This is a genomic window from Cryobacterium sp., from assembly GCF_025463825.1.
GTDB lineage: Bacteria > Actinomycetota > Actinomycetes > Actinomycetales > Microbacteriaceae > Cryobacterium.
Map to the genome: position 1 here is coordinate 1 of NZ_JAODBG010000067.1, position 18,376 is coordinate 18,376.

At 68.0% G+C, this 18,376-nt stretch carries 16 protein-coding genes and 1 pseudogene; 8 read left to right on the forward strand and 9 right to left on the reverse strand.

Annotated elements, in window-relative coordinates:
* The first annotated feature begins 62 nt into the window (after positions 1-62).
* A complete protein-coding gene (locus JWP54_RS08440; protein ID WP_297370340.1) occupies positions 63-668 on the forward strand; it encodes an integrase core domain-containing protein in 606 nt (201 codons plus the stop codon).
* A gap of 61 nt (positions 669-729) precedes the next feature.
* On the opposite strand, the gene JWP54_RS08445 is transcribed toward JWP54_RS08440, so the two are convergent.
* The 5 genes from JWP54_RS08445 to JWP54_RS08465 form a co-directional block, all read right to left on the reverse strand.
* Entirely contained in the window at positions 730-1,863 is a 1,134-nt protein-coding gene (locus JWP54_RS08445) for an alcohol dehydrogenase catalytic domain-containing protein (protein WP_297370298.1), read from the reverse strand.
* Between the two features lie 122 nt (positions 1,864-1,985).
* Positions 1,986-2,540, reverse strand: a complete 555-nt coding sequence (locus JWP54_RS08450; RefSeq protein WP_297370301.1) for a DUF4287 domain-containing protein — start codon at positions 2,538-2,540, stop codon at positions 1,986-1,988.
* A 120-nt stretch (positions 2,541-2,660) separates the two neighbouring features.
* Entirely contained in the window at positions 2,661-5,177 is a 2,517-nt protein-coding gene (locus JWP54_RS08455) for a glycoside hydrolase family 65 protein (protein ID WP_297370303.1), read from the reverse strand.
* Positions 5,174-5,977: an HAD family phosphatase gene (locus JWP54_RS08460; protein WP_297370305.1), complete on the reverse strand. Its 804-nt coding sequence runs from the start codon at positions 5,975-5,977 to the stop codon at positions 5,174-5,176. The genes JWP54_RS08455 and JWP54_RS08460 overlap by 4 nt, the downstream gene beginning before the upstream one ends.
* A gap of 217 nt (positions 5,978-6,194) precedes the next feature.
* Positions 6,195-7,679, reverse strand: a complete 1,485-nt coding sequence (locus JWP54_RS08465; RefSeq protein ID WP_297370307.1) for a DHA2 family efflux MFS transporter permease subunit — start codon at positions 7,677-7,679, stop codon at positions 6,195-6,197.
* Positions 7,680-7,877: 198 nt separating this feature from the next.
* Between JWP54_RS08465 and pnuC the strand changes: the two are divergent.
* The 7 genes and pseudogenes from pnuC to JWP54_RS08495 form a co-directional block, all read left to right on the forward strand.
* A pseudogene (gene pnuC / locus JWP54_RS17705) lies at positions 7,878-8,375 on the forward strand (nicotinamide riboside transporter PnuC); the annotation flags it as partial.
* A gap of 28 nt (positions 8,376-8,403) precedes the next feature.
* A complete protein-coding gene (locus tag JWP54_RS08470) occupies positions 8,404-9,162 on the forward strand; it encodes an AMP-binding protein (protein WP_297370310.1) in 759 nt (252 codons plus the stop codon).
* 202 nt (positions 9,163-9,364) lie between these two features.
* Positions 9,365-9,883 carry a DinB family protein gene (locus tag JWP54_RS08475; protein ID WP_297370313.1) on the forward strand — a complete coding sequence of 173 codons (519 nt, stop codon included), beginning with the start codon at positions 9,365-9,367 and terminating at the stop codon, positions 9,881-9,883.
* A 115-nt stretch (positions 9,884-9,998) separates the two neighbouring features.
* A complete protein-coding gene (locus JWP54_RS08480; protein WP_297370316.1) occupies positions 9,999-10,886 on the forward strand; it encodes a PRD domain-containing protein in 888 nt (295 codons plus the stop codon).
* Between the two features lie 201 nt (positions 10,887-11,087).
* Positions 11,088-12,947 carry a beta-glucoside-specific PTS transporter subunit IIABC gene (locus tag JWP54_RS08485; RefSeq protein WP_297370320.1) on the forward strand — a complete coding sequence of 620 codons (1,860 nt, stop codon included), beginning with the start codon at positions 11,088-11,090 and terminating at the stop codon, positions 12,945-12,947.
* 79 nt (positions 12,948-13,026) lie between these two features.
* Positions 13,027-14,451, forward strand: coding sequence for a glycoside hydrolase family 1 protein (locus tag JWP54_RS08490; RefSeq protein ID WP_297370323.1), 1,425 nt, complete (start codon positions 13,027-13,029; stop codon positions 14,449-14,451).
* A gap of 80 nt (positions 14,452-14,531) precedes the next feature.
* On the forward strand, positions 14,532-15,389 hold the full coding sequence (locus JWP54_RS08495) for an HAD family hydrolase (protein ID WP_297370326.1): 858 nt from the start codon (positions 14,532-14,534) through the stop codon (positions 15,387-15,389).
* An 88-nt stretch (positions 15,390-15,477) separates the two neighbouring features.
* On the opposite strand, the gene JWP54_RS08500 is transcribed toward JWP54_RS08495, so the two are convergent.
* From JWP54_RS08500 to JWP54_RS08515, 4 genes are all read right to left on the reverse strand, one after another.
* Positions 15,478-16,671, reverse strand: a complete 1,194-nt coding sequence (locus tag JWP54_RS08500; protein WP_297370329.1) for an acetyl-CoA acetyltransferase — start codon at positions 16,669-16,671, stop codon at positions 15,478-15,480.
* On the reverse strand, positions 16,668-17,321 hold the full coding sequence (locus tag JWP54_RS08505) for a CoA transferase subunit B (protein WP_297370331.1): 654 nt from the start codon (positions 17,319-17,321) through the stop codon (positions 16,668-16,670). The genes JWP54_RS08500 and JWP54_RS08505 overlap by 4 nt, the downstream gene beginning before the upstream one ends.
* Positions 17,318-18,043, reverse strand: a complete 726-nt coding sequence (locus tag JWP54_RS08510) for a CoA transferase subunit A (RefSeq protein ID WP_297370334.1) — start codon at positions 18,041-18,043, stop codon at positions 17,318-17,320. The genes JWP54_RS08505 and JWP54_RS08510 overlap by 4 nt, the downstream gene beginning before the upstream one ends.
* Positions 18,044-18,119: 76 nt before the next feature.
* Positions 18,120-18,376: SDR family oxidoreductase (locus JWP54_RS08515; RefSeq protein WP_297370337.1), on the reverse strand; the 257-nt coding region annotated here is incomplete at its 5' end.

Below are 18,376 nucleotides of genomic sequence, written 5' to 3' on the forward strand. Positions count from 1 at the left end.
CTTCCGCGGCCTGAATCTGGGCCGGAGTCTTCGGTCCTTTGCGCTTCTCGTTTCGTTCCGTCATGACCACGAGTGTCACTCCTTCAAATAGATTCGCAACCCCTTACACAAACCATCTGACACCCTCCATTGATGTGTTCTCCCGTTACCCGGTGGCCTGGTGCATCGAATACGCCGAGCCCAAAGACCGCGCCGTGACATTGGTCACCGACGCGATCACCACCCACGGCGCCCCCCGGGTCCTGCACTCCGACAACGGGGCCGTCATGCGCGCCCACGACCTCGTCAACGCCCTCACCACCGCCGGCGCGTTGATGTCCTACTCCCGGCCCCGCGTCAGCGATGACAACCCGTTCTCTGAATCCCTCTTCAAGACCATCAAATACGACCCCGCCTGCCCCGACCGGTTCAACAGCATCGACCACGCCCGCCAATGGACCCAGGACTTTCTGCACGGATACGCCACCGAGCACCGCCACAGCGGCCTCGGCCGGCACACCCCCGCATCCGTTCACGACGGCACCGCCAACCACATCCGCCAGCGCCGCCAAGACCGCCTCGACCAATACTGGGCCGCACACCCCGAGCGCTTCAGAAAACGGCCCACCGCACCACAACACTCACAAAAAACCGGAATCAACACCCGCCTGTTGTCTCAGGCAGGTTGACAACTTCCGCGTGCCGGAGGCAATTGTCCGCACGGGCAACAGTTGTGGGCGGGCGGGGCGCTCAGTCGAAGAGGATGATCTGGCGCACGGCCTGACCGTCGGCCAGGGTGTCCATGCCTTCGTTGATGTCGTCGAGCCGGATGGTGCTGGAGATCAGGCTCTCCACGGGCAGTTTCCCCTCCCGCCAGAGCTGGGCGTAGAACGGGATGTCCCTGGCCGGTACGGCCGAGCCGAGGTAGCTGCCGATGATGGTGCGGGCTTCGGCGGTGATCGTGAGCGGGGACACCGAGGCGAGCTGGTCGGGGCTGGGCAACCCCACGGTGACGGTGGTGCCGCCGGGCGCGGTGATGCGCACGGCGGTCTCGAACGCCCGCGGGTGTCCGGCCGCTTCGATCACGACGTTCGCGCGCACCCCCTGATCGACGGCCTGGTCGGGCGTGTAGACCGCTCCGGCGCCGAGCTTGAGGGCCTGTTGCAGCTTCGCATCGACCGAGTCGATGCCGATCACCCCGGCCACGTCGAGGGAGAGCGCGGTGATCAGGGCGGCCATGCCGACACCGCCGAGACCGACGATCGCGACGGTGTCGGCGGGGCCCGGCTTGCCCGCATTGATGACCGCGCCGCCGCCGGTGAGGACGGCGCAGCCGAGCACGGCGGCGATCGCGGGCGGAACGTCGTCGTCGACGGGCACCACCGAGAACCGGTTGACCACGGCGTGGTCCGCGAACGCCGACACCCCGAGGTGGTGGTGCACGGGTGCGCCGGCGTGGCTGAGCCGCCGCTCGCCACCGAGCAGGGTGCCCGCGTTGTTGGCGGCGCTGCCCGGAAGGCAGGGCAGTTTGCCGTCGGTGCGGCAACCGGCGCACTCGCCGCAGCGGGGCAGGAACGCCATCACCACGCGCTGGCCGACGGCGAGGTCGCTCACTCCGGCGCCGAGTTGCAGCACCCGCCCGGCGGCTTCATGGCCGAGCAGCATCGGGGTGGGCCGCAGCCGGCTGCCATTGACGACGGAGAGGTCGGAGTGGCAGAGGCCGGCGGCCTCGATCCTGACCAGGACCTCGCCGGGCCCGGGCTCCGCCAGTTGCAGGTCGAGGATTTCGAGGGGCCGCGACACGGCGTACGGCCTGGTGGCGCCGGTTGCGCCCAGGAGGGCGCCGCGGATGGTGCGGGGGGCGACGACGGTGTCGGAATCCACGATGTTCTCCTTGGCTGAGGGGTGCCACTCCAGTATTACTGGTGGATGAAAATGCGAAAACGGGTTACGAGGACGCGACGAGTTCCACCAACGAGGAGGTCGCAACGGTGCCGAGGCGGTGGTCAGGCTGTTTCGTAGGCCCGGCGCAGCCAGGTGAGCACCTCGGGCGTGAGCTCTGCAGGGGCGGCCAGCCGCAGGCGGTGGGTGACCATGCTGTTCCAGCTGCCGGACGGCTCGAGCGCTGCGGTTCCCGCAACGCCGGGCAGCTTCAGCCCGAGGTCCAACCGGGCGGCGGTGACCTGAACGATGGCGAACTTGCCGCCGCCCTTGCGCAGGCTGATGTAGGTGTTGGTAGGCGCCAGGTTCACCTCGCCGAGCTCGCGGGCGGAGGCGAGGAGCGCCTCGAAGGTGTCCCGCCAGTGCGCCCGTGCCCCGGTGAACTGGGCGTCCACCTTATCCGCCACGGGCAGGCGCTGGCCGCGGACCCGGCCCAGCGCCGACACCAGGGCCATGGCGTGGCCGGAGCCGAGACCGTAGTCCGCCTTCAACCAGGCCACGATGTCGGCGGTTTTGGCGTCGGGACCGAGCAGCCCGCGCTCGTCGGCGAGCCGGTGGAAGTCGTCCGGGCCGAGGCCGGTCTTGGCCTTGATCGAGTCGAAGTACGCCTGAATCGTCATCCGGGTCCTCACAACAGGTGGCCGTGGCCACGGTCGGTAGCGCTGGCGCTAATGTAGCAGGGCCGCCCCGCGGTCTCGACAAGCTCGACCAGCGAAACGACCCTGCGATCGGTGCGAACACTAGTCGAGCGTGGGCATCTGCTCGGTAATGTGCGCGATCGTGGGGATCGACGACGTGATGACCGTGCCGTCCGCACGACGGTTGCCCTCGATGAGCGCCACAGTGGGGGCACCGGGGTCACGGGCGCCGTGGTGCGACAGCGGAACGGTCTCCGGCTGCCCGGCCGTCACGATGACCTGCAGGCCTCGGACGGTCAGGCGAGCCTCGTAGCCCTCTTCGAGGCTGAGGTGCACGCTGGACTGGGTGATCGCCACGCGCAGCCGGCTGCCCTTGAGCGTGATCCGGAAGATCAGCTCGTCCCAGTCCTCCGGCAGGCGCGGGTCGAGCGTGATCCGCCCGCTGTGGTCGCGCAGGCCGCCGAACCCGTAGACCAGCGCGCTCCACACGCCTCCGGCGGATGCGACGTGCACGCCGTCGGCCGCGTTGTGGTGCAGGTCCGCGAGGTCCACGAACAGACCGGAGGTGAAGTACTTGAGCGCGAGCTCGTGGTAACCCACCTCGGCGGCGATGATCGACTGCACGACGTCCGACAGCGTGGAGTCACCCGTGGTCAGCGGGTCGTAGTAATCGAAGTCGCGCCGTTTCTCCTCCGGCGTGAACTGGTCGCCCTGCAGAAGCAGCGCCAGAACGACATCGGCCTGCTTGAGCACCTGGAAGCGGTAGATCACCAGCGGGTGGTAGTGCAGCAGCAGCGGCCGGTTCTCCGGCGGAGTCGCGGAGAGATCCCAGCGTTCCTTCTCGAGGAACTGGGCGTCCTGGGGGTGGATGCCGAGGTTGCGGTCGAAGGGGATGTGCATGGCCTCGGCGGCGAAGGACCACTCCATCACCTCGGCCTCGTCGAGGTTCAGGCGGGCGGACATGGAGTCGAACGACGCCCGGTCCACGGAGTACAGCTTGCGCACGCTCTTCACCGCGGCGCGCAGGTTTGAGCGCGCCATGATGTTCGTGTACAGGTTGTCGTTGACGACGGTGGTGTACTCGTCAGGACCGGTGACGCCGTGGATGTGGAAGACATCGTTGCCGTTGCCCCGCCAGAACCCCAGGTCGGCCCACATCCGCGCGGTTTCCACGAGGATGTCGATGGCCTCGCGGGCGAGGAAGTCCTCGTCGCCGGTGGCCGCGACGTACTGGCTGAGCGCATAGGAGATGTCCGCGTCGATGTGGTACTGCGCCGTGCCGGCCGCATAGTACGCGCTGGACTCCAGGCCGTTGATGGTGCGCCACGGGAACAGGGCGCCGAGCTGGTTGAGCTCGGCGGCTCGGGCACGGGCGTGGTCGAGCATGCCGTGCCGGAAGCGCAGCGCGTTCCGGGCCGCGTTCGGTGACGTGTAGGTGAGGAACGGCAGCACGTACACCTCGGTGTCCCAGAAGTAGTGCCCGCCGTAACCGGACCCGGACACCCCCTTGGCCGAGACGCCCTGGCCGTCGGCGCGCATGGACGCCTGGGCGAGCTGGAAGAAGTTCCACCGGGTGGCCTGTTGCAGGGCCGGCTGGCCGGGCAGTTCGACATCCGTGCGGGCCCAGAACGCGTCGAGCCAGTCCCGCTGCTCCTGGATGATCGCGGCGACGCCGGTTTCCTTGGCACGGTCCAGGGTGCGGTCGCAGCGGTCGGCGAGCTCATGCGTCGGCACCCCGGCGGAGGTGTGGTAGCTGAGCAGCTTGGTGATGCGGATGGGGTTGCCCATCTTGGCCTTCACCTTGTACACGTGCTTGGCGAGGTCGTCGCCCAGCTGCGACGACTCGTCGAAGTCGTTGATGGTGTCGATCGAGTGGTCCGACGCCGTGGCGACGGTCATGCCGGAGTTGGTGCACCGGAAGCCGAGGATGTAGCGGCCGTTGTTGGCGCGCTTGAATCGCGGCTGCAGCACCCGGTCGGTGAACGACTCGGCGCGGCGGGGATCCCAGTCGTTGGCGGATCCGGACTTGGGCCGGTCGTACTCGCCGATGCCGTCCTGCCGGTTGAGCGTCTGGCTCGAGATGACGACGGAGGCGTCGGCGTCGAGCATGGTGACCTCGTACTCGAGCACGGCGAGGTGGCGTTCGGTGAACGAAACCAGGCGGCGCGAGCGGATCAGCACCTGCTTGCCCGACGGTGTGCGCCAGACGAGCGAGCGGGACAGGATGCCGTCGCCGAAGTCGAGGCGGCGTTCGTAGCTGAGCAGCTCGGCGAGGGTGAGCACGAGGGGCTCGTCGTCGACGTAGATGCGGATGATCTTCGCGTCCGGCGCGTTGACGATCGTCTGGCCGACGCGGGCGAAGCCGAACGCCTCTTCGGCGTGCCGGATGGGCCAGGTCTCGTGGAACCCGTTGATGAAGGTGCCGTGCACGTGGCCGTCGCGGCCCTCGTCCACGTTGCCGCGGAGGCCGAGATACCCGTTTCCGACGGCGAACAGGGTCTCGGTGCGGCCCATATCGTCGCCGGAAAAGTCGGTTTCGACCAGCGCCCACTCGTCGAGCGGGAACCGGCTGCGGTCCAGAGGGTCGATCAGGGCCGTGATGGAGGTGTCGAGGCTCATGCGTGGACTCCGTTCGCGGTCGAGGAGGACGAGACGGTGCTGCCGGTCAGCGGCAGGAGTTCAGCGAGATCGGCGACGACCGTGTCGGCGCCGGCCTCGAAGAGTACGGCGGAGCCGACGCCGCGGTCGACACCGAGCACCAGCCCGAAGTCGCCGGCCCGGCCGGACTGGATGCCGGATTCGGCGTCTTCGACGACGACGCACTCCGCGGCGGTGAGACCGAGCAGCTCCGCGCCGAAGAGGTAGGTGTCGGGGGCGGGCTTGCCGGCGAGCTTCTCGGCGCGGGCGCGCACCCCGTCGACGACGATCTCGAACCGGTCGCGGAGTCCCGCGGCGGTGAGCACCATCTGGCCGTTGAGGGAGCTGGTGACCACGGCCACCTGCAGGCCGGCCGCGACGACGGCGTCGAGGAACCGGAGCGACCCGGGGTACGGGCTCACGCCGTCCTCGGCGAGGGTCTCGTTGAAGGCCTTGTTCTTGCGGTTGCCGAGGCCGCAGACGGTCTCTAGCTCCGGCGCATCCTCTGGCTCACCGTCGGGCAGCGACAGGCCGCGGGAGGCGAGCAGCGAACGAACGCCGTCGTAGCGGGGTTTGCCGTCGATGAACGCGAAGTAATCCGCGTCGGTGTACGGCTTCACCTCGTGCTCGGCGAGGAACGGGGTGAACAACCGCGACCAGGCGCTCATGTGCACCTCGGCGGTGGGAGTGAGCACGCCGTCGAGGTCGAAGAGCACTCCGCGCGCGCCGAGGACGCGATCACGGGTCTGCGCGGGCGAAAGAGGGGAGTGGGGGGAAGTCAATATATGGAGCCCTGCTTGATAGGTGCGTGCAAACGATGGCTTAACCGGGTAGTCGAGCTTGTCACTAGCTCCGCGGATCACGAAATTTTCCCGGAGCCGCCGACGAGTCGGGGCCGGGAGTCGTCGTGCGGTGCATATCGATCCTAGAACTTCGGCCGGCCCTCATGTCGTCCACAGTGTTAACGTTCTGTTGCGGATCGGCGTGGCTGGGCGCCGGTCAGTGCGCCATCATCGGGGCGTCGTGCGCGTCCGTGGCCGACAGGGCGGGCCGGCGGATGAAAAACGCCAGCGGGATCGCGAACAGCGAGATGATGGCGCCGTAGACGAACGCGGCCTGGATGCCGTCGGCAGTGGCGGCGACTTCGCGGGCACCGTCGGCCATCCGGGTGGCTGCCGTCGAGGACATCACGGTGATGAACAGTGCCGTGCCCGCCGCACCGGCCAGCTGCTGGACGGTTCCGACGACGGCGCTGCCGTGCGAGTAGAGCTTCGGCTTGAGCGAGCCGAGCGCGGAGGTGAAAAGCGGGGTGAACAGGAACGCCAGCCCGAAGCTCAGCGCGACGTGCGCGACCAGCACCCACCAGAACGGGCTGGAGGCGGTGAGCATGGTCATGAACCAGAACGCGGCGCTGACGATGATCGAACCGGGCACCAGCAGAACGGTGGGGCCGAAACGGTCATAGAACCGGCCGACGAACGGGGCGAGCAGCCCCATCGTGAGGCCGCCGGGCAGCAGCAGCAGGCCGGTGGTGAGCGCATCCAGGCCCAGCACGTTCTGCATGTAGATGGGCAGCAGGATCAGGGTGCCGAACAGCGCCATCATGCTCACGGCGAGCATCACGATGGACAGGCTGAACGTGCGCGAGACGAAGGTGCGCAGGTCGAGCAGGGCGCGGTCGCGACGCTGCAGGGTCAGCTGGCGCCACACGAACAGAGCAATCGCCACACCGCCGATGCCCAGCGGGACCAGGCCGGCCGCGGCGCTGCCGGTGGCGGATTGGCCGAGGTTGCTCAGCCCGTAGACCAGCCCGCCGAAGCCGAAGGCGGAGAGGATCACGGAGACGATGTCGAGAGGCACCCTGGTGGGCTCGGTGACGTTCTTGATCCGGGCGGCGCCGAGGGCCAGGGAGCCGAGAGCGATCGGCAGGACCAGGATGAACATCCAGCGCCAGTCGAGCACGCTGAGGATCAGGCCGGAGATGGTGGGGCCGATCGCCGGGGCGACCGAGATGACGATGGAGATGTTGCCCATGGTCTTGCCGCGGGCAGCCGGGGCGACGAGGGTCATCACGGTGGTCATCAGCAGCGGCATCATGATGGCTGTGCCGGTGGCCTGCACCACCCGGCCGACGATGAGCACCTCGAAGCCCGGGGCGATGGCGGCGATCAGGGTCCCCGCGCTGAACAGGGACATGGCGGCCAGGAAGACCGGGCGGGTGTTGAACCGCTGCAGCAGGAAGCCGGTGATGGGGATCACCACGGCCATGGTGAGCATGAACGCGGTGGTGAGCCATTGGGCGGCGCCGGCCGTGATGTCCAGGTCCTTCATGAGGTGCGGCAGGGCCACGCCCATGATCGTCTCGTTGAGGATGACGACGAACGCCGACACCAGCAGCAGCGAGATGACAAGTCTGGTGCCCGCGGCATCCGGGGTGTTGCCGCCCGGTCCGGGTGCGGTGCTGGTGGTAGGCGAGGCGGTCATCGGAGTCCTAACGAACGGGCGCGGGTGACCCCGGTATGAGGCACTCCAGTTTCAACGGGATTGCGCCGCAATTGTTCCCGAATCGGACAATTGCGTCCGGCGCACCGGATGCAATTGTCCGCTCGGGCAACAGTCGGCGGCGGCGAGGGGGTGCCGGGCGGGGCGGGGCGGCCGGCGGGACTTCTAGACGTGGGGACCATGGGGGAATGGCTGGCAGAGAACTGGACCGAAGTTGTGGGATTCGGCACCGGAGCGGCGTGTGTGTTGCTGGCCGCGCGCCGCAACATCTGGGCCTTCCCGCTCGGCATCGCCAACAACCTGGTCTTCATAGTGCTGTTTTTCGGCGCGGCGCTGTACGCCGACCTCGGGCTGCAGGTCGTGTACCTGGTGCTCGGCGTGATGGGCTGGCTCGGCTGGTCGCGGCACCGCGCCGCCGACTCCCGAGCCCTGATCACCCGGATGCCCGCCCGCAGCATCCTGCCGCTGGCGGTGGCCGCGGTGGCCGGCACGGCGATCATCGCCTCCGCCCTGCACTCGTACACCGACTCCACCACCGAGATCGCGGATGCCGGCACCACCGCGGTCAGCCTCATCGCGCAGTACATGCTCAACCGGCGCTGGCTGGAGAACTGGTTCGTCTGGATCGCCGTCGACGTGGCATACGTGGGCCCGTTCCTTTATAAGGGGCTGAACATCACCGCGGCGCAGCTTCGGACAGGCGCCCATGGCGCGGCTCAACGTGCATCCGTCCCAGTGGCCGGCGGACGGCCAGCGCACCGCGTTCCTGGTGGACCAGCAGCCGCAGGCGATCACCGGGAACCCCACCAGCCTGGCCGAACTGCTGCACCCCGACCTCGTGGCGGGGCTTCGCCCGCTTGCCCTGTTCAGCGGCGCGATGGCGCTGAGCTCCGTGTTGCGTCGCGATTTGGAGACTGCATTCGGCTGTCCGGTGATCGACGTGTACGGGTTGCACGAGACCCGGCCTATCGCGGTCAGCGCCGACGGCGGCCCCTTCGTTGTTCTGGACCGCCGGGTGCTCGTGGAGGTGCTCGATCCGGCCGGGCGGCCGGTGGGGCCGGGGGAGCGCGGGGAGATCGTCGTGACGGCGGGAGAGAACCCGCTGCTGCCGCTGGTGCGCTATCGCACCGGTGACTTCGGCCGTCGCGTCGATGTGGCCGGCCGGCCGGCCCTGGCCGACCTCGAGGGGCGGGAGGCGACCCGGTTCGTGGCCGGGAGCGGTGCGCTGGTGCCGTGTGTCGACCTCACCCAGCACCTGCAGGCCGGCGGCGCGCGCGGCTGGGTCGTGCATCAGGCGGCCGATGGCACGGTGTCCGCGACCGTCGTCGGTGGGAATGCCGGCTCGATCGGCGCCGCCCTCGAGCGCCTGCTGGAGCGGCCCGTGACCGTGGTCAGCAGGTCGACCCTCCTCGAGTTCGGCGAGGGCAAGCCACGCCGGTACCTGTCGGAGGCGCCCGGCGCGTAGCCCACGGTGCCCGGTTGTGCCCCACGAGCGACAACTATGCCCCGTGCGGACTATTGCACCCGGTCTGCCGGGACCAGTTGTCCGCACGGGGAACAGTTGGGGTGGCCGGCTGGTCGGCCGTTTCGGGGAGGTTGGCAGGGGATCGCGGATGCGTGGCAGTCCCCGCTGCGCCCCGCCGATCCACGGTCCCTAGGCTGTGAACATGCCGATCACCCCCGACACCAAAGACTGGACCTGGGTGCTCGAGCGCCCCTGCACGGAGTGCGGCTTCTCCGCCGCCGACCTGCGCTACGACGACATCCCCGCTCTGGTGCGGGAGAACGCGGCCGCCTGGCCCGCTGTGCTCGACCGGCCGGATGTGGCGGTGCGCCCCGACGAGAACACTTGGTCGGCCCTGGAATACGCGGCGCATGTGCGCGACGTGTTTCGTATCTTCCGCATCCGGCTGGGCCTCATCCTCACCGAGGACGACCCATTATTCGCGAACTGGGACCAGGACGCCACCGCGGTCGCCGAGCGCTACAACGAGCAGGACCCGGCAACGGTGGCTGCGGAGCTGACCGCCGCCGGGGTGGCCGTGGCCGACGCGTTCGCGTCGGTGCCGCCCGCCGACCGGGAACGCACCGGCCGCCGCAGTGACGGTGCCCGGTTCACCGTGACCACGCTAACCCAGTACTTTCTCCACGACCCGACCCACCACCTGCACGACGTCGCCGGCTGAGCCGCCTCAACTGTTGCCGATCCGGACAATTGTGCCCGGCGCACCGGGCGCAATTGTCCGCACGGGGAACAGTTGTGCCCGCCTGGCGCAGAAGCGCAGGCTGTAAACTGCGGCCATGGCCAGGGATAGCGATGTGGCGCGAACGCCCGCGGTTGTGGCGCACAAAGTGCTCAACAACAACGTCGTGATCTCCGTCGACACGTCCGGTCAGGAGCGGGTCCTGATGGGGCGCGGGCTGGGCTTCCAGCTGTCGCCGACCGGCACCATCGACCCGGCCAAGGTCGAGAAGACCTTCATCCTCGACCAGGGCAGCGAGGCCGACCACGCCCGCCAACTGCTCGCGTCAGTGCCGTACCCCGTGATCGAGGCCGTCACCCGCGCCGTGGACGAAGCCGAACGAACGCTTGGCCGCAGCCTCGGCCGACGGTTGCTCATCGCGGTCATCGATCACGTGCAATATGTCCTCGAGCGCATGCAACAGGGCATCCGCATTCCCAGCACGACAATGCCCGAACTGCGGGTACTACATCCGCAGGAGTTCGCCGCCGCGAAGGCGATGGCCCTGTCGGTCAGCACCAGTCTGGCCACCGAACTTCCCGAGGAAGAAGTCGTATTCCTCACGATGCATTTACTGAACGCCACTCGGGACGAACCCAACGGCACGGCCGCGCTGCTCTTCCGCCGGGTGCAGCACGTCGTCACGACGGTCGAGGGCGGCCTCGGGGTGGAGTTGGATCCGACGAGCCCGGACTACGCCAGGTTCATCCTGCACGTCCAGTTCCTGCTGCAGCGGCTGGTGGCCAAGTCGATGCTGCGCGGCTCCGACACCTCGTTCTTCGAGTTCGCCAAACTCAGCTATCCGCGCTCCTACGCCATCGCCACCGACGTGAAGTCGTACGTGAACGCGGCCACCGGCTCGGAACTCACCGACGAAGAGCTGCTCTACGTGATCGTGCACGTGGAGCGGCTGGCCAACCAGGTGGTCGAAGGCAAGCGCCCCTGATCGTGTGCTAGCGTGATCGATGCAGGGCGAGGACGACCTGCGAAGCACTGACGGATTGTTACCGCGCAAGCGGGCAAAACCTGAATTCAGACCACCGAAAAGGCGGTGTTCGGATTCAGGTCTTTTTTTTGCCCAAAAACTCCGTGCAGCGCTTCTCTACCTGAACGACAGCCGCGATGCCGCGGCGGAAGGTGTAACCCGATGGACTACTCCAAGACTGCTGCTGCGGTCCTCAAGGGCGTTGGCGGCGAGGAGAACGTTTCGTCGCTCGTGCACTGCGCGACGCGACTGCGTTTCGTCATCAAAGACGACGCCAAGGTCGACAAGGCGGGCGTCAAGGCCACGCCGGGCGTCATCGCCACCGCCGAGGCCGGCGGCCAATACCAGGTCGTCATCGGCAACGAGGTCCCGGAGGTCTTCGCCGAGATCGCCAAGATCTCCAAGCTCGCCGGTCCCGCATCCAACGAGAGGGTTGCGTCGGATGCGCCGAAGGGAAACCCGCTCAACCGCTTCATCGCGATGATCTCCGCCATCTTCACCCCGCTGCTCTGGGCCCTGGCCGGTACCGGTCTGCTCAAGGCGTTCCTGGCCGCAGCGGTCACCTTCGGCTGGCTCGACAACACGACCACGACCTACGTGATCCTCAACGCGCTTTCCGACGCCTTCATCAACTTCCTGCCGCTCGCGCTTGCGATCACCGCAGCGAAGTACTTCAACGCGCAGCAGTTCACCTCGCTGGCGATCGCCGGTGCCCTCGTCTACCCGTCGATCGTGGCGCTCAACGGTGTGCCGGACATCACCTTCTTCGGCATCCCAGTCACGATGGTCAGCTACGTGTCGAGCGTGATCCCGATCATCGTGGTCGTCTGGCTGCAGAGCCACGCTGAGCGGTTCCTCTACGCCAAGCTCCCCTCCGCCATCCGTCGCTTCGTCACCCCGATGCTCCTGGTCCTCATCCTGGTCCCGCTGGTCTTCCTCGTCATCGGCCCGCTGTCCAGCCTGATCAGCGGGGGCTTGGCCGCCGGTATCGGCTGGGTTTTCGCCGTCGTTCCGTGGCTTGGCGGCGCGCTCATGGGTGGCCTGTGGCAGGTCTTCGTGATCTTCGGTTTGCACTGGGGCCTGGTTCCGCTGATGACCACCGAACTGACGAACACCGGGCTCATCTACCTCGCTGCGCCGCTGTTCGCCGCCGTGATCGCGCAGGCCGCCGCCGCCGCCGGTGTTTGGGTGCGCACGAAGAACAAGAACCTGAAGTCGCTTTCGGCTCCCGCCGCGCTTTCGGGCTTCCTCGCCGGCGTCACCGAGCCCGCCATCTATGGCGTGAACCTGCCCCTCAAGAAGCCCTTCGTGTTCGGCATCGTCGGGGGCGTCCTGGGTGGCGGGCTGATCTCGGCCGGCGGCGTCGCGTCGAACGCCTTCGTGCTCCCCTCCGCGCTCGGCATCCCCGCCTTGTTCAGTCAGGGAAGCATGCTGATGCTGTTCCTCGGCCTGGCCATCGCCATCATCGTGCCCTTCTTGCTCACCGTCATCGTCGGCTTCACGGACCCGGTCGCCGAAACCGCGGCCCCGAATGAAAGCACCGACCTGCAGGTGCTCAGCCCGCTGGACGGTACCGCCGTGCCGCTGACCGAGGTTCCGGACGCCGTGTTCGCCGGCGGTGCCCTCGGCCAGGGTGTCGCCATCGTCCCCCGCGTCGGCGCCCTGTACGCACCGTTCGACGCCACGGTGGTTGCCGCGTTCCCCACCGGGCACGCCATCGGCCTCAAGCACGCCGACGGCGCTGAAGCACTCATCCACATCGGCATCGACACCGTCAAGCTCGCCGGTAAGCACTTCAGCCTCAAGGTCGAAAAGGGCCAGCAGGTCGCGACCGGTGACCTCCTGGTGGAGTTCGACATCGCCGCCATCACCGCGGCCGGCTACGACGTGACCACCCCGGTCATCATCACGAACCCGAAGAAGTACCCGACCATCGGCTCCCCCGCCGCCGGCCCGGTCGCACACGGTGACGCCCTCTTCCTGGCGATCGCCGAAGAAACAGAACTCGCCCTGGCGAAGTAAAGAAATGCCTACCGGTGGAGGGACGGGCCTGCCCGCCGCCCCTCCACCCCCTTGCAGTGCGTAATAGAGGAGTACACGAATGACCGCTTCACCATCCCCCTTCCCGGCTGACTTCCTCTGGGGCGGCGCCACGGCCGCGAACCAGATCGAGGGCGCATACAACGAGGGCGGCAAGGGCCTGTCGATCCAGGACGTCATGCCGAAGGGCATCACGACCGATCCCACCGATGCTCCGACGGACGACAACCTCAAGCAGGTAGCCATCGACTTCTACCACCGTTACGCCGAGGACATCGCCCTGTTCGCCGAGATGGGCTTCAAGACCTTCCGTTTCTCTATCGCCTGGAGCCGCATCTTCCCGCTCGGCGACGAGACCGAACCCAACGAAGAAGGCCTCGTGTTCTACGACCGCGTTCTCGACGAGTGCGCCAAGCACGGTATCGAGCCGCTGGTGACCCTCTCGCACTACGAGACTCCGCTGCACCTCGCGCGCACCTACGACGGCTGGGTAAATCGCGACCTAATCGGCTTCTACGAGCGTTACGCCCGCGTCCTGTTCGCCCGTTACGGCAGCCGGGTCAAGTACTGGCTCACCTTCAACGAGATCAACTCGGTGCTGCATGCCCCCTTCATGTCCGGCGGAATCAACACTCCCAAGGACCAGCTCTCCAAGACAGACCTGTACCAGGCCGTGCACAACGAGCTCGTCGCCAGCGCCCTGGTCACCAAGGCTGCCCGCGAGCTCGCACCGTCCGCCCAGGTCGGCTGCATGGTGCTCGCCATGCCGACTTACCCGCTCTCGCCCGACCCCGACGACGTGATGGCCGCCCTCACCACCGAGCGCACCAATCTCGCGTTCGGCGACATCCACGTGCGCGGCGAATACCCGGGTTACTACCTGCGGAGTCTCCGCGAGCAGGGCGTCGACCTGGTTATCTCCGACGAGGACCGCACGATTCTTGCGGAGAACACGGTCGACTTCGTCTCCTTCAGCTACTACGTGAGCATCGCCGAGACAGCGGACGAGTCGAAGCGAGTCATGGGCGAGGGCAACATCTTCCCCGGCGTGCGCAACCCGACCCTGAAGGCATCCGAGTGGGGCTGGCAGATCGACCCGGTTGGCCTGCGCGTGGTACTCAACCAGTTCTGGGACCGCTGGCAGAAGCCGCTCTTCATCGTGGAGAACGGCCTCGGCGCCAAGGACGAGCTCGTGGAGGTCGACGGCCGCAAGACGGTCATCGACGACTACCGCATCGCGTACCTGAACGACCACCTGGTGCAGGTCGGTGAAGCCGTCACCGACGGTGTCGAGGTCATGGGCTACACTCCGTGGGGCTGCATCGACCTCGTCAGCGCCAGCACCGCGCAGCTGAGCAAGCGCTACGGCTTTATCTACGTGGACCGCAACGACGACGGCTCCGGCACTCTCGAGCGATACAAGAAGAAGTCCTTCGACTGGTACACCGAGGTCATCACGTCCAACGGCGCCAGCCTCACCCGCTAGCGTCGAGACATACGTCTTAACCCTTAGATGGTCTCCGGGATGCCCAGGCGTCCCGGAGACCGCCTCGTTTGGAGCACCACATGACCTCCCCGCGTATCGCATTCCTCGACGTCGACGGCACTCTCATCGACTCCGGGGAAGTGATCGCCCCGTCCACCATCGAGGCGGTGCAGACCGCCAGGGCCAACGGGCACCTGGTCTACCTCAGCACCGGGCGGGCGTCGGTGGAGATCTACCCCGCCATCCGGGACATCGGCTTCGACGGTGCCATCAGCGCCGGCGGCGGGTTCGCCGAGATCGGGGACGAACTCGTCATCGCCCGCACGATGCCCGAGGAAGCCGTGGCCCGCATGGTCGACTTCTACGAGGAATCCGGGTACGACTTCTACCTGCAGGCGTTCGCCGAGCTCTACCCGAGCCCCGGCGCTCGGGGCCGGTTCGCGAGCTACCTCGAAGACGGCCAGGAGCGCAGGGGCGAGACCCGGACCGACCTGGAATCCGTGACCGACTCCGACGAACACCCGGCTCTGAAGGCCTTCGCCCGGGTGCGCCCGCTCAGTTACACCGGCATCGCCAAATCTGTGTTCCTCGCCGGCGACCTCACGGCCTATGACCGGGTGGCCGAGGCCCTCAGCGACGACTTCCACGTCATCACCGGCACCATCCCGCACATGGGCAAGGGCAGCGGCGAGGTCACCCTCGGCGGCGTGAACAAGGGCACCACGATCCTGCAGCTGCTCGACCGGCTCGAGATCGACCCGGCCGCCGCCATCGGCATCGGCGACAGCACCAACGACATCGAAATGCTGCAGGTCTGCGGGGTCGGCATCGCGATGGGCAACGCCACGGATGTGGTCAAGGCGCACGCCGACGAGGTCACCACCAGTGTGCTCGACGACGGCGTCTGGAACGCGTTCCGCCGTCACGGCCTGATCTGACCCGCGCGCTGGGCCGCAACTGTTGCCCGTGCGGACAATTGCACCCGGCGCACCGGGACCATTTGTCCGCATCGGGAACAGTTGAGGATTACAGGGCCTCGAGCACGCTCACATAGTTGGCCACTCCGACGCCGCCCATGTTCTGCACCAGGGCCCGCCGGGCGCCGGGCAGCTGCATGTCGCCGGCCGTTCCGGTGAGCTGCATGGCCGCGACCACGTGCTGCGACACTCCGGTGGCTCCGACCGGATGCCCCTTGGCCTTCAGCCCGCCGGACAGGTTCACCGGCAGCCGGCCATCCGGCGCCACCCAGCCCTCGTCGATGGCCCGGCGGCCCCGACCCACCGGCGCGAGGCCCATGGCCTCGTAGAGCACCAGTTCGGCGATGGTGAAACAGTCGTGCAGCTCGGCGAGATCCAGGTCGGCCAGGCCCACCCCGGCCATGGTCAGCGCTCGCTCGAACGAGATCCGGGTGGCCGCGAAGGCGGTGGGGTCGCGCCGGGCCGCCGGCAGGAAGTCATTGGCGTGGCCGAACCCGGCCAGGCGCACCGGGTCGGTGGCTGCGCCCGCACCGCGGCGGGCATCCGTGCTCAGGATCACCGCGGCGGCTCCGTCGGAGACCGGGGAACAGTCGGTGCGGCGCAGCTGCCCGGCCACGATCGGGTTCTTCTCCGACACCGTGCGGCAGAACTCCTCGCCAAGGTCTTTGCGCAACTGCGCGAACGGGTTCGCGACGCCGTTGCGGTGGTTCTTGGCGGCGATCGAGCCGAGTACGTCGCCGATCGCGCCGTACCGCTCGGCGTACGCGTCGGCGACGACGGCGAACAGGCCGGCGAACCCGGTGCTTGACGGTGTGCCGGCCAGGTCGTAGTCCGCGCCGAGCAGCGCCGCGCCGACCCGGTCGGCCGGGGCGTGGGTCATCTTCTCCGCGCCGATGACCAGCACGGTCTTGGCGGTGCCCGCCAGGAGCGACTTCACGCCCTGCTGGATTGCGGCGGACCCGGACGCACAGGCGTTCTCGACCCGGGTGGCCGGCACGTTCGCCAGCACCGGATCGGCCTGCAGTACCAGCGAGGCCGGGAACGCCAGCGGCACCAGCGCGGAGTTGAACTGGCCCAGGTAGATCTCGTCGATCTGGGCCGCATCGATGCCGGCGCCCGCGATGGCGTCGCGGGTGACCTGCACAATGAGCGACTCGAGGGTGTCGTCGGTGAGCTTGCCGAACCGGGTGTGACCCCAGCCGGTGAGCAACACGTCGGTGCCGAACTGTTCGGAGAGGCTCATGCGGTGACCGCCGTCCCGGTCGCGACGGTGAAGTGGGCCTCGGTGCGCTCGCGCAGCTGTTCCACGGTGACGCCGGGGGCCAGGCGGGTGAGCTGCAGGCCGGCCGGCGTGACGTCGAACACGGCGAGGTCGGAGATGATGCGGTCGACCACGCCCACACCGGTGAGCGGCAGGGTGCACCGGGTGACGATCTTGGCCGAGCCGTCGCGGGCCACGTGCTCGGTGAGCACGACAACGCGGGGCGTGCCGGCGACGAGGTCCATCGCGCCACCCATGCCCTTGACCATCTTGCCGGGGATGGTCCAGTTGGCCAGGTCGCCGGAGCCGGACACCTGCATGGCCCCGAGGATGGCGACCTTGACGTGGCCGCCGCGAATCATGCCGAAGGAGATGGCCGAGTCGAACACCGACCCGCCCGGGAGCACCGTGACGGTCTGCTTGCCGGCGTTGATCAGGTCCGCATCCTCGTCTCCCTCGAACGGGAACGGTCCCATGCCCAGCAGCCCGTTCTCGCTTTGCAGGGTGACGCTGACGCCATCCGGCAGATTGTTGGCCACCAGGGTGGGGATGCCGATGCCGAGGTTGACGTAGTCGCCGTCCTCCAACTCGGTGGCCGCGATCGCGGCCATCTCGTTCCGGGTCCAGCTCATCGGAGTGCTCCTTCGGTCACGGCGGCGCGCTGGCGCACCGTGCGCTGTTCGATCGACTTCTCGCGGGTGGTGGCCGGCACCAGGCGCTGCACGTACACCCCTGGGGTGATCACGTGGTTGGGGTCCAGTTCGCCGGCCAGGACGATGTGCTCGGCCTCGACGATGGTGACCCGGCCGGCGGTGGCGACCACCGGGTTGAAGTTACGGGCGGTGTAGCGGTAGGTGAGGTTGCCGGCGGTGTCGGCGGTGTGCGCGCGCACCAGGGCCACGTCGGCGACGATGGCGCGTTCCTGCACGTAGCGTTCGCCGTCGAAGTCGGCGTGCGGCTTGCCCTCGGCCACCAGGGTGCCGACGCCGGTCTTGGTATAGAACGCGGGGATGCCGGCGCCGCCGGCCCGCAACCGCTCGGCGAGCGTGCCCTGGGGGCTGAACTCCACCTCCAGGCGACCGTCGAGCAACTGCTCGGCGAAGAGCTTGTTCTCACCCACGTAGGACGCGATGACTTTGCGCACCTGTCCGGCCTCGAGCAACAGGCCAAGGCCCAGGCCGTCGACGCCCATGTTGTTCGACACGACGGTGAGCCCGGTGACGCCGGAGTCGCGGACTGCTTCGATCAGGTCCGCGGGGATGCCGCTGAGACCGAAGCCGCCGACCGCGAGCACGCAGCCGTCGGTGAGGGTTCCGGCCAGGGCGTCGGCGGCGGTCAGGTACAGGGTAGTCATCGAATTCTCCTCCGCGGATGGGTGAGGGCGTGCGGGTCAGGTGAGTCATGGACGGGCAGCGGGGCCTGGCCGTCGCTCAGGCGGTCCAACCGCCGTCCATCACGTACGACGAGCCGGTGACCATGGCCGCGTCGCGGGAGGCGAGGAAGGCCACCAGGGCGGCGACCTCGCCGGGTTCGACGAGGCGCTTGATGGCGTTCTTGGCCAGGATCACCTCGTGCATCACCTCGTCGGCGGGGATGCCGTGCGCCTCGGCCTGCGCCGCGATCTGGCTCTCCAGCAGGGGTGTGCGCACGTAGCCGGGGTTCACGCAGTTGCTGGTGACCCCGTGGT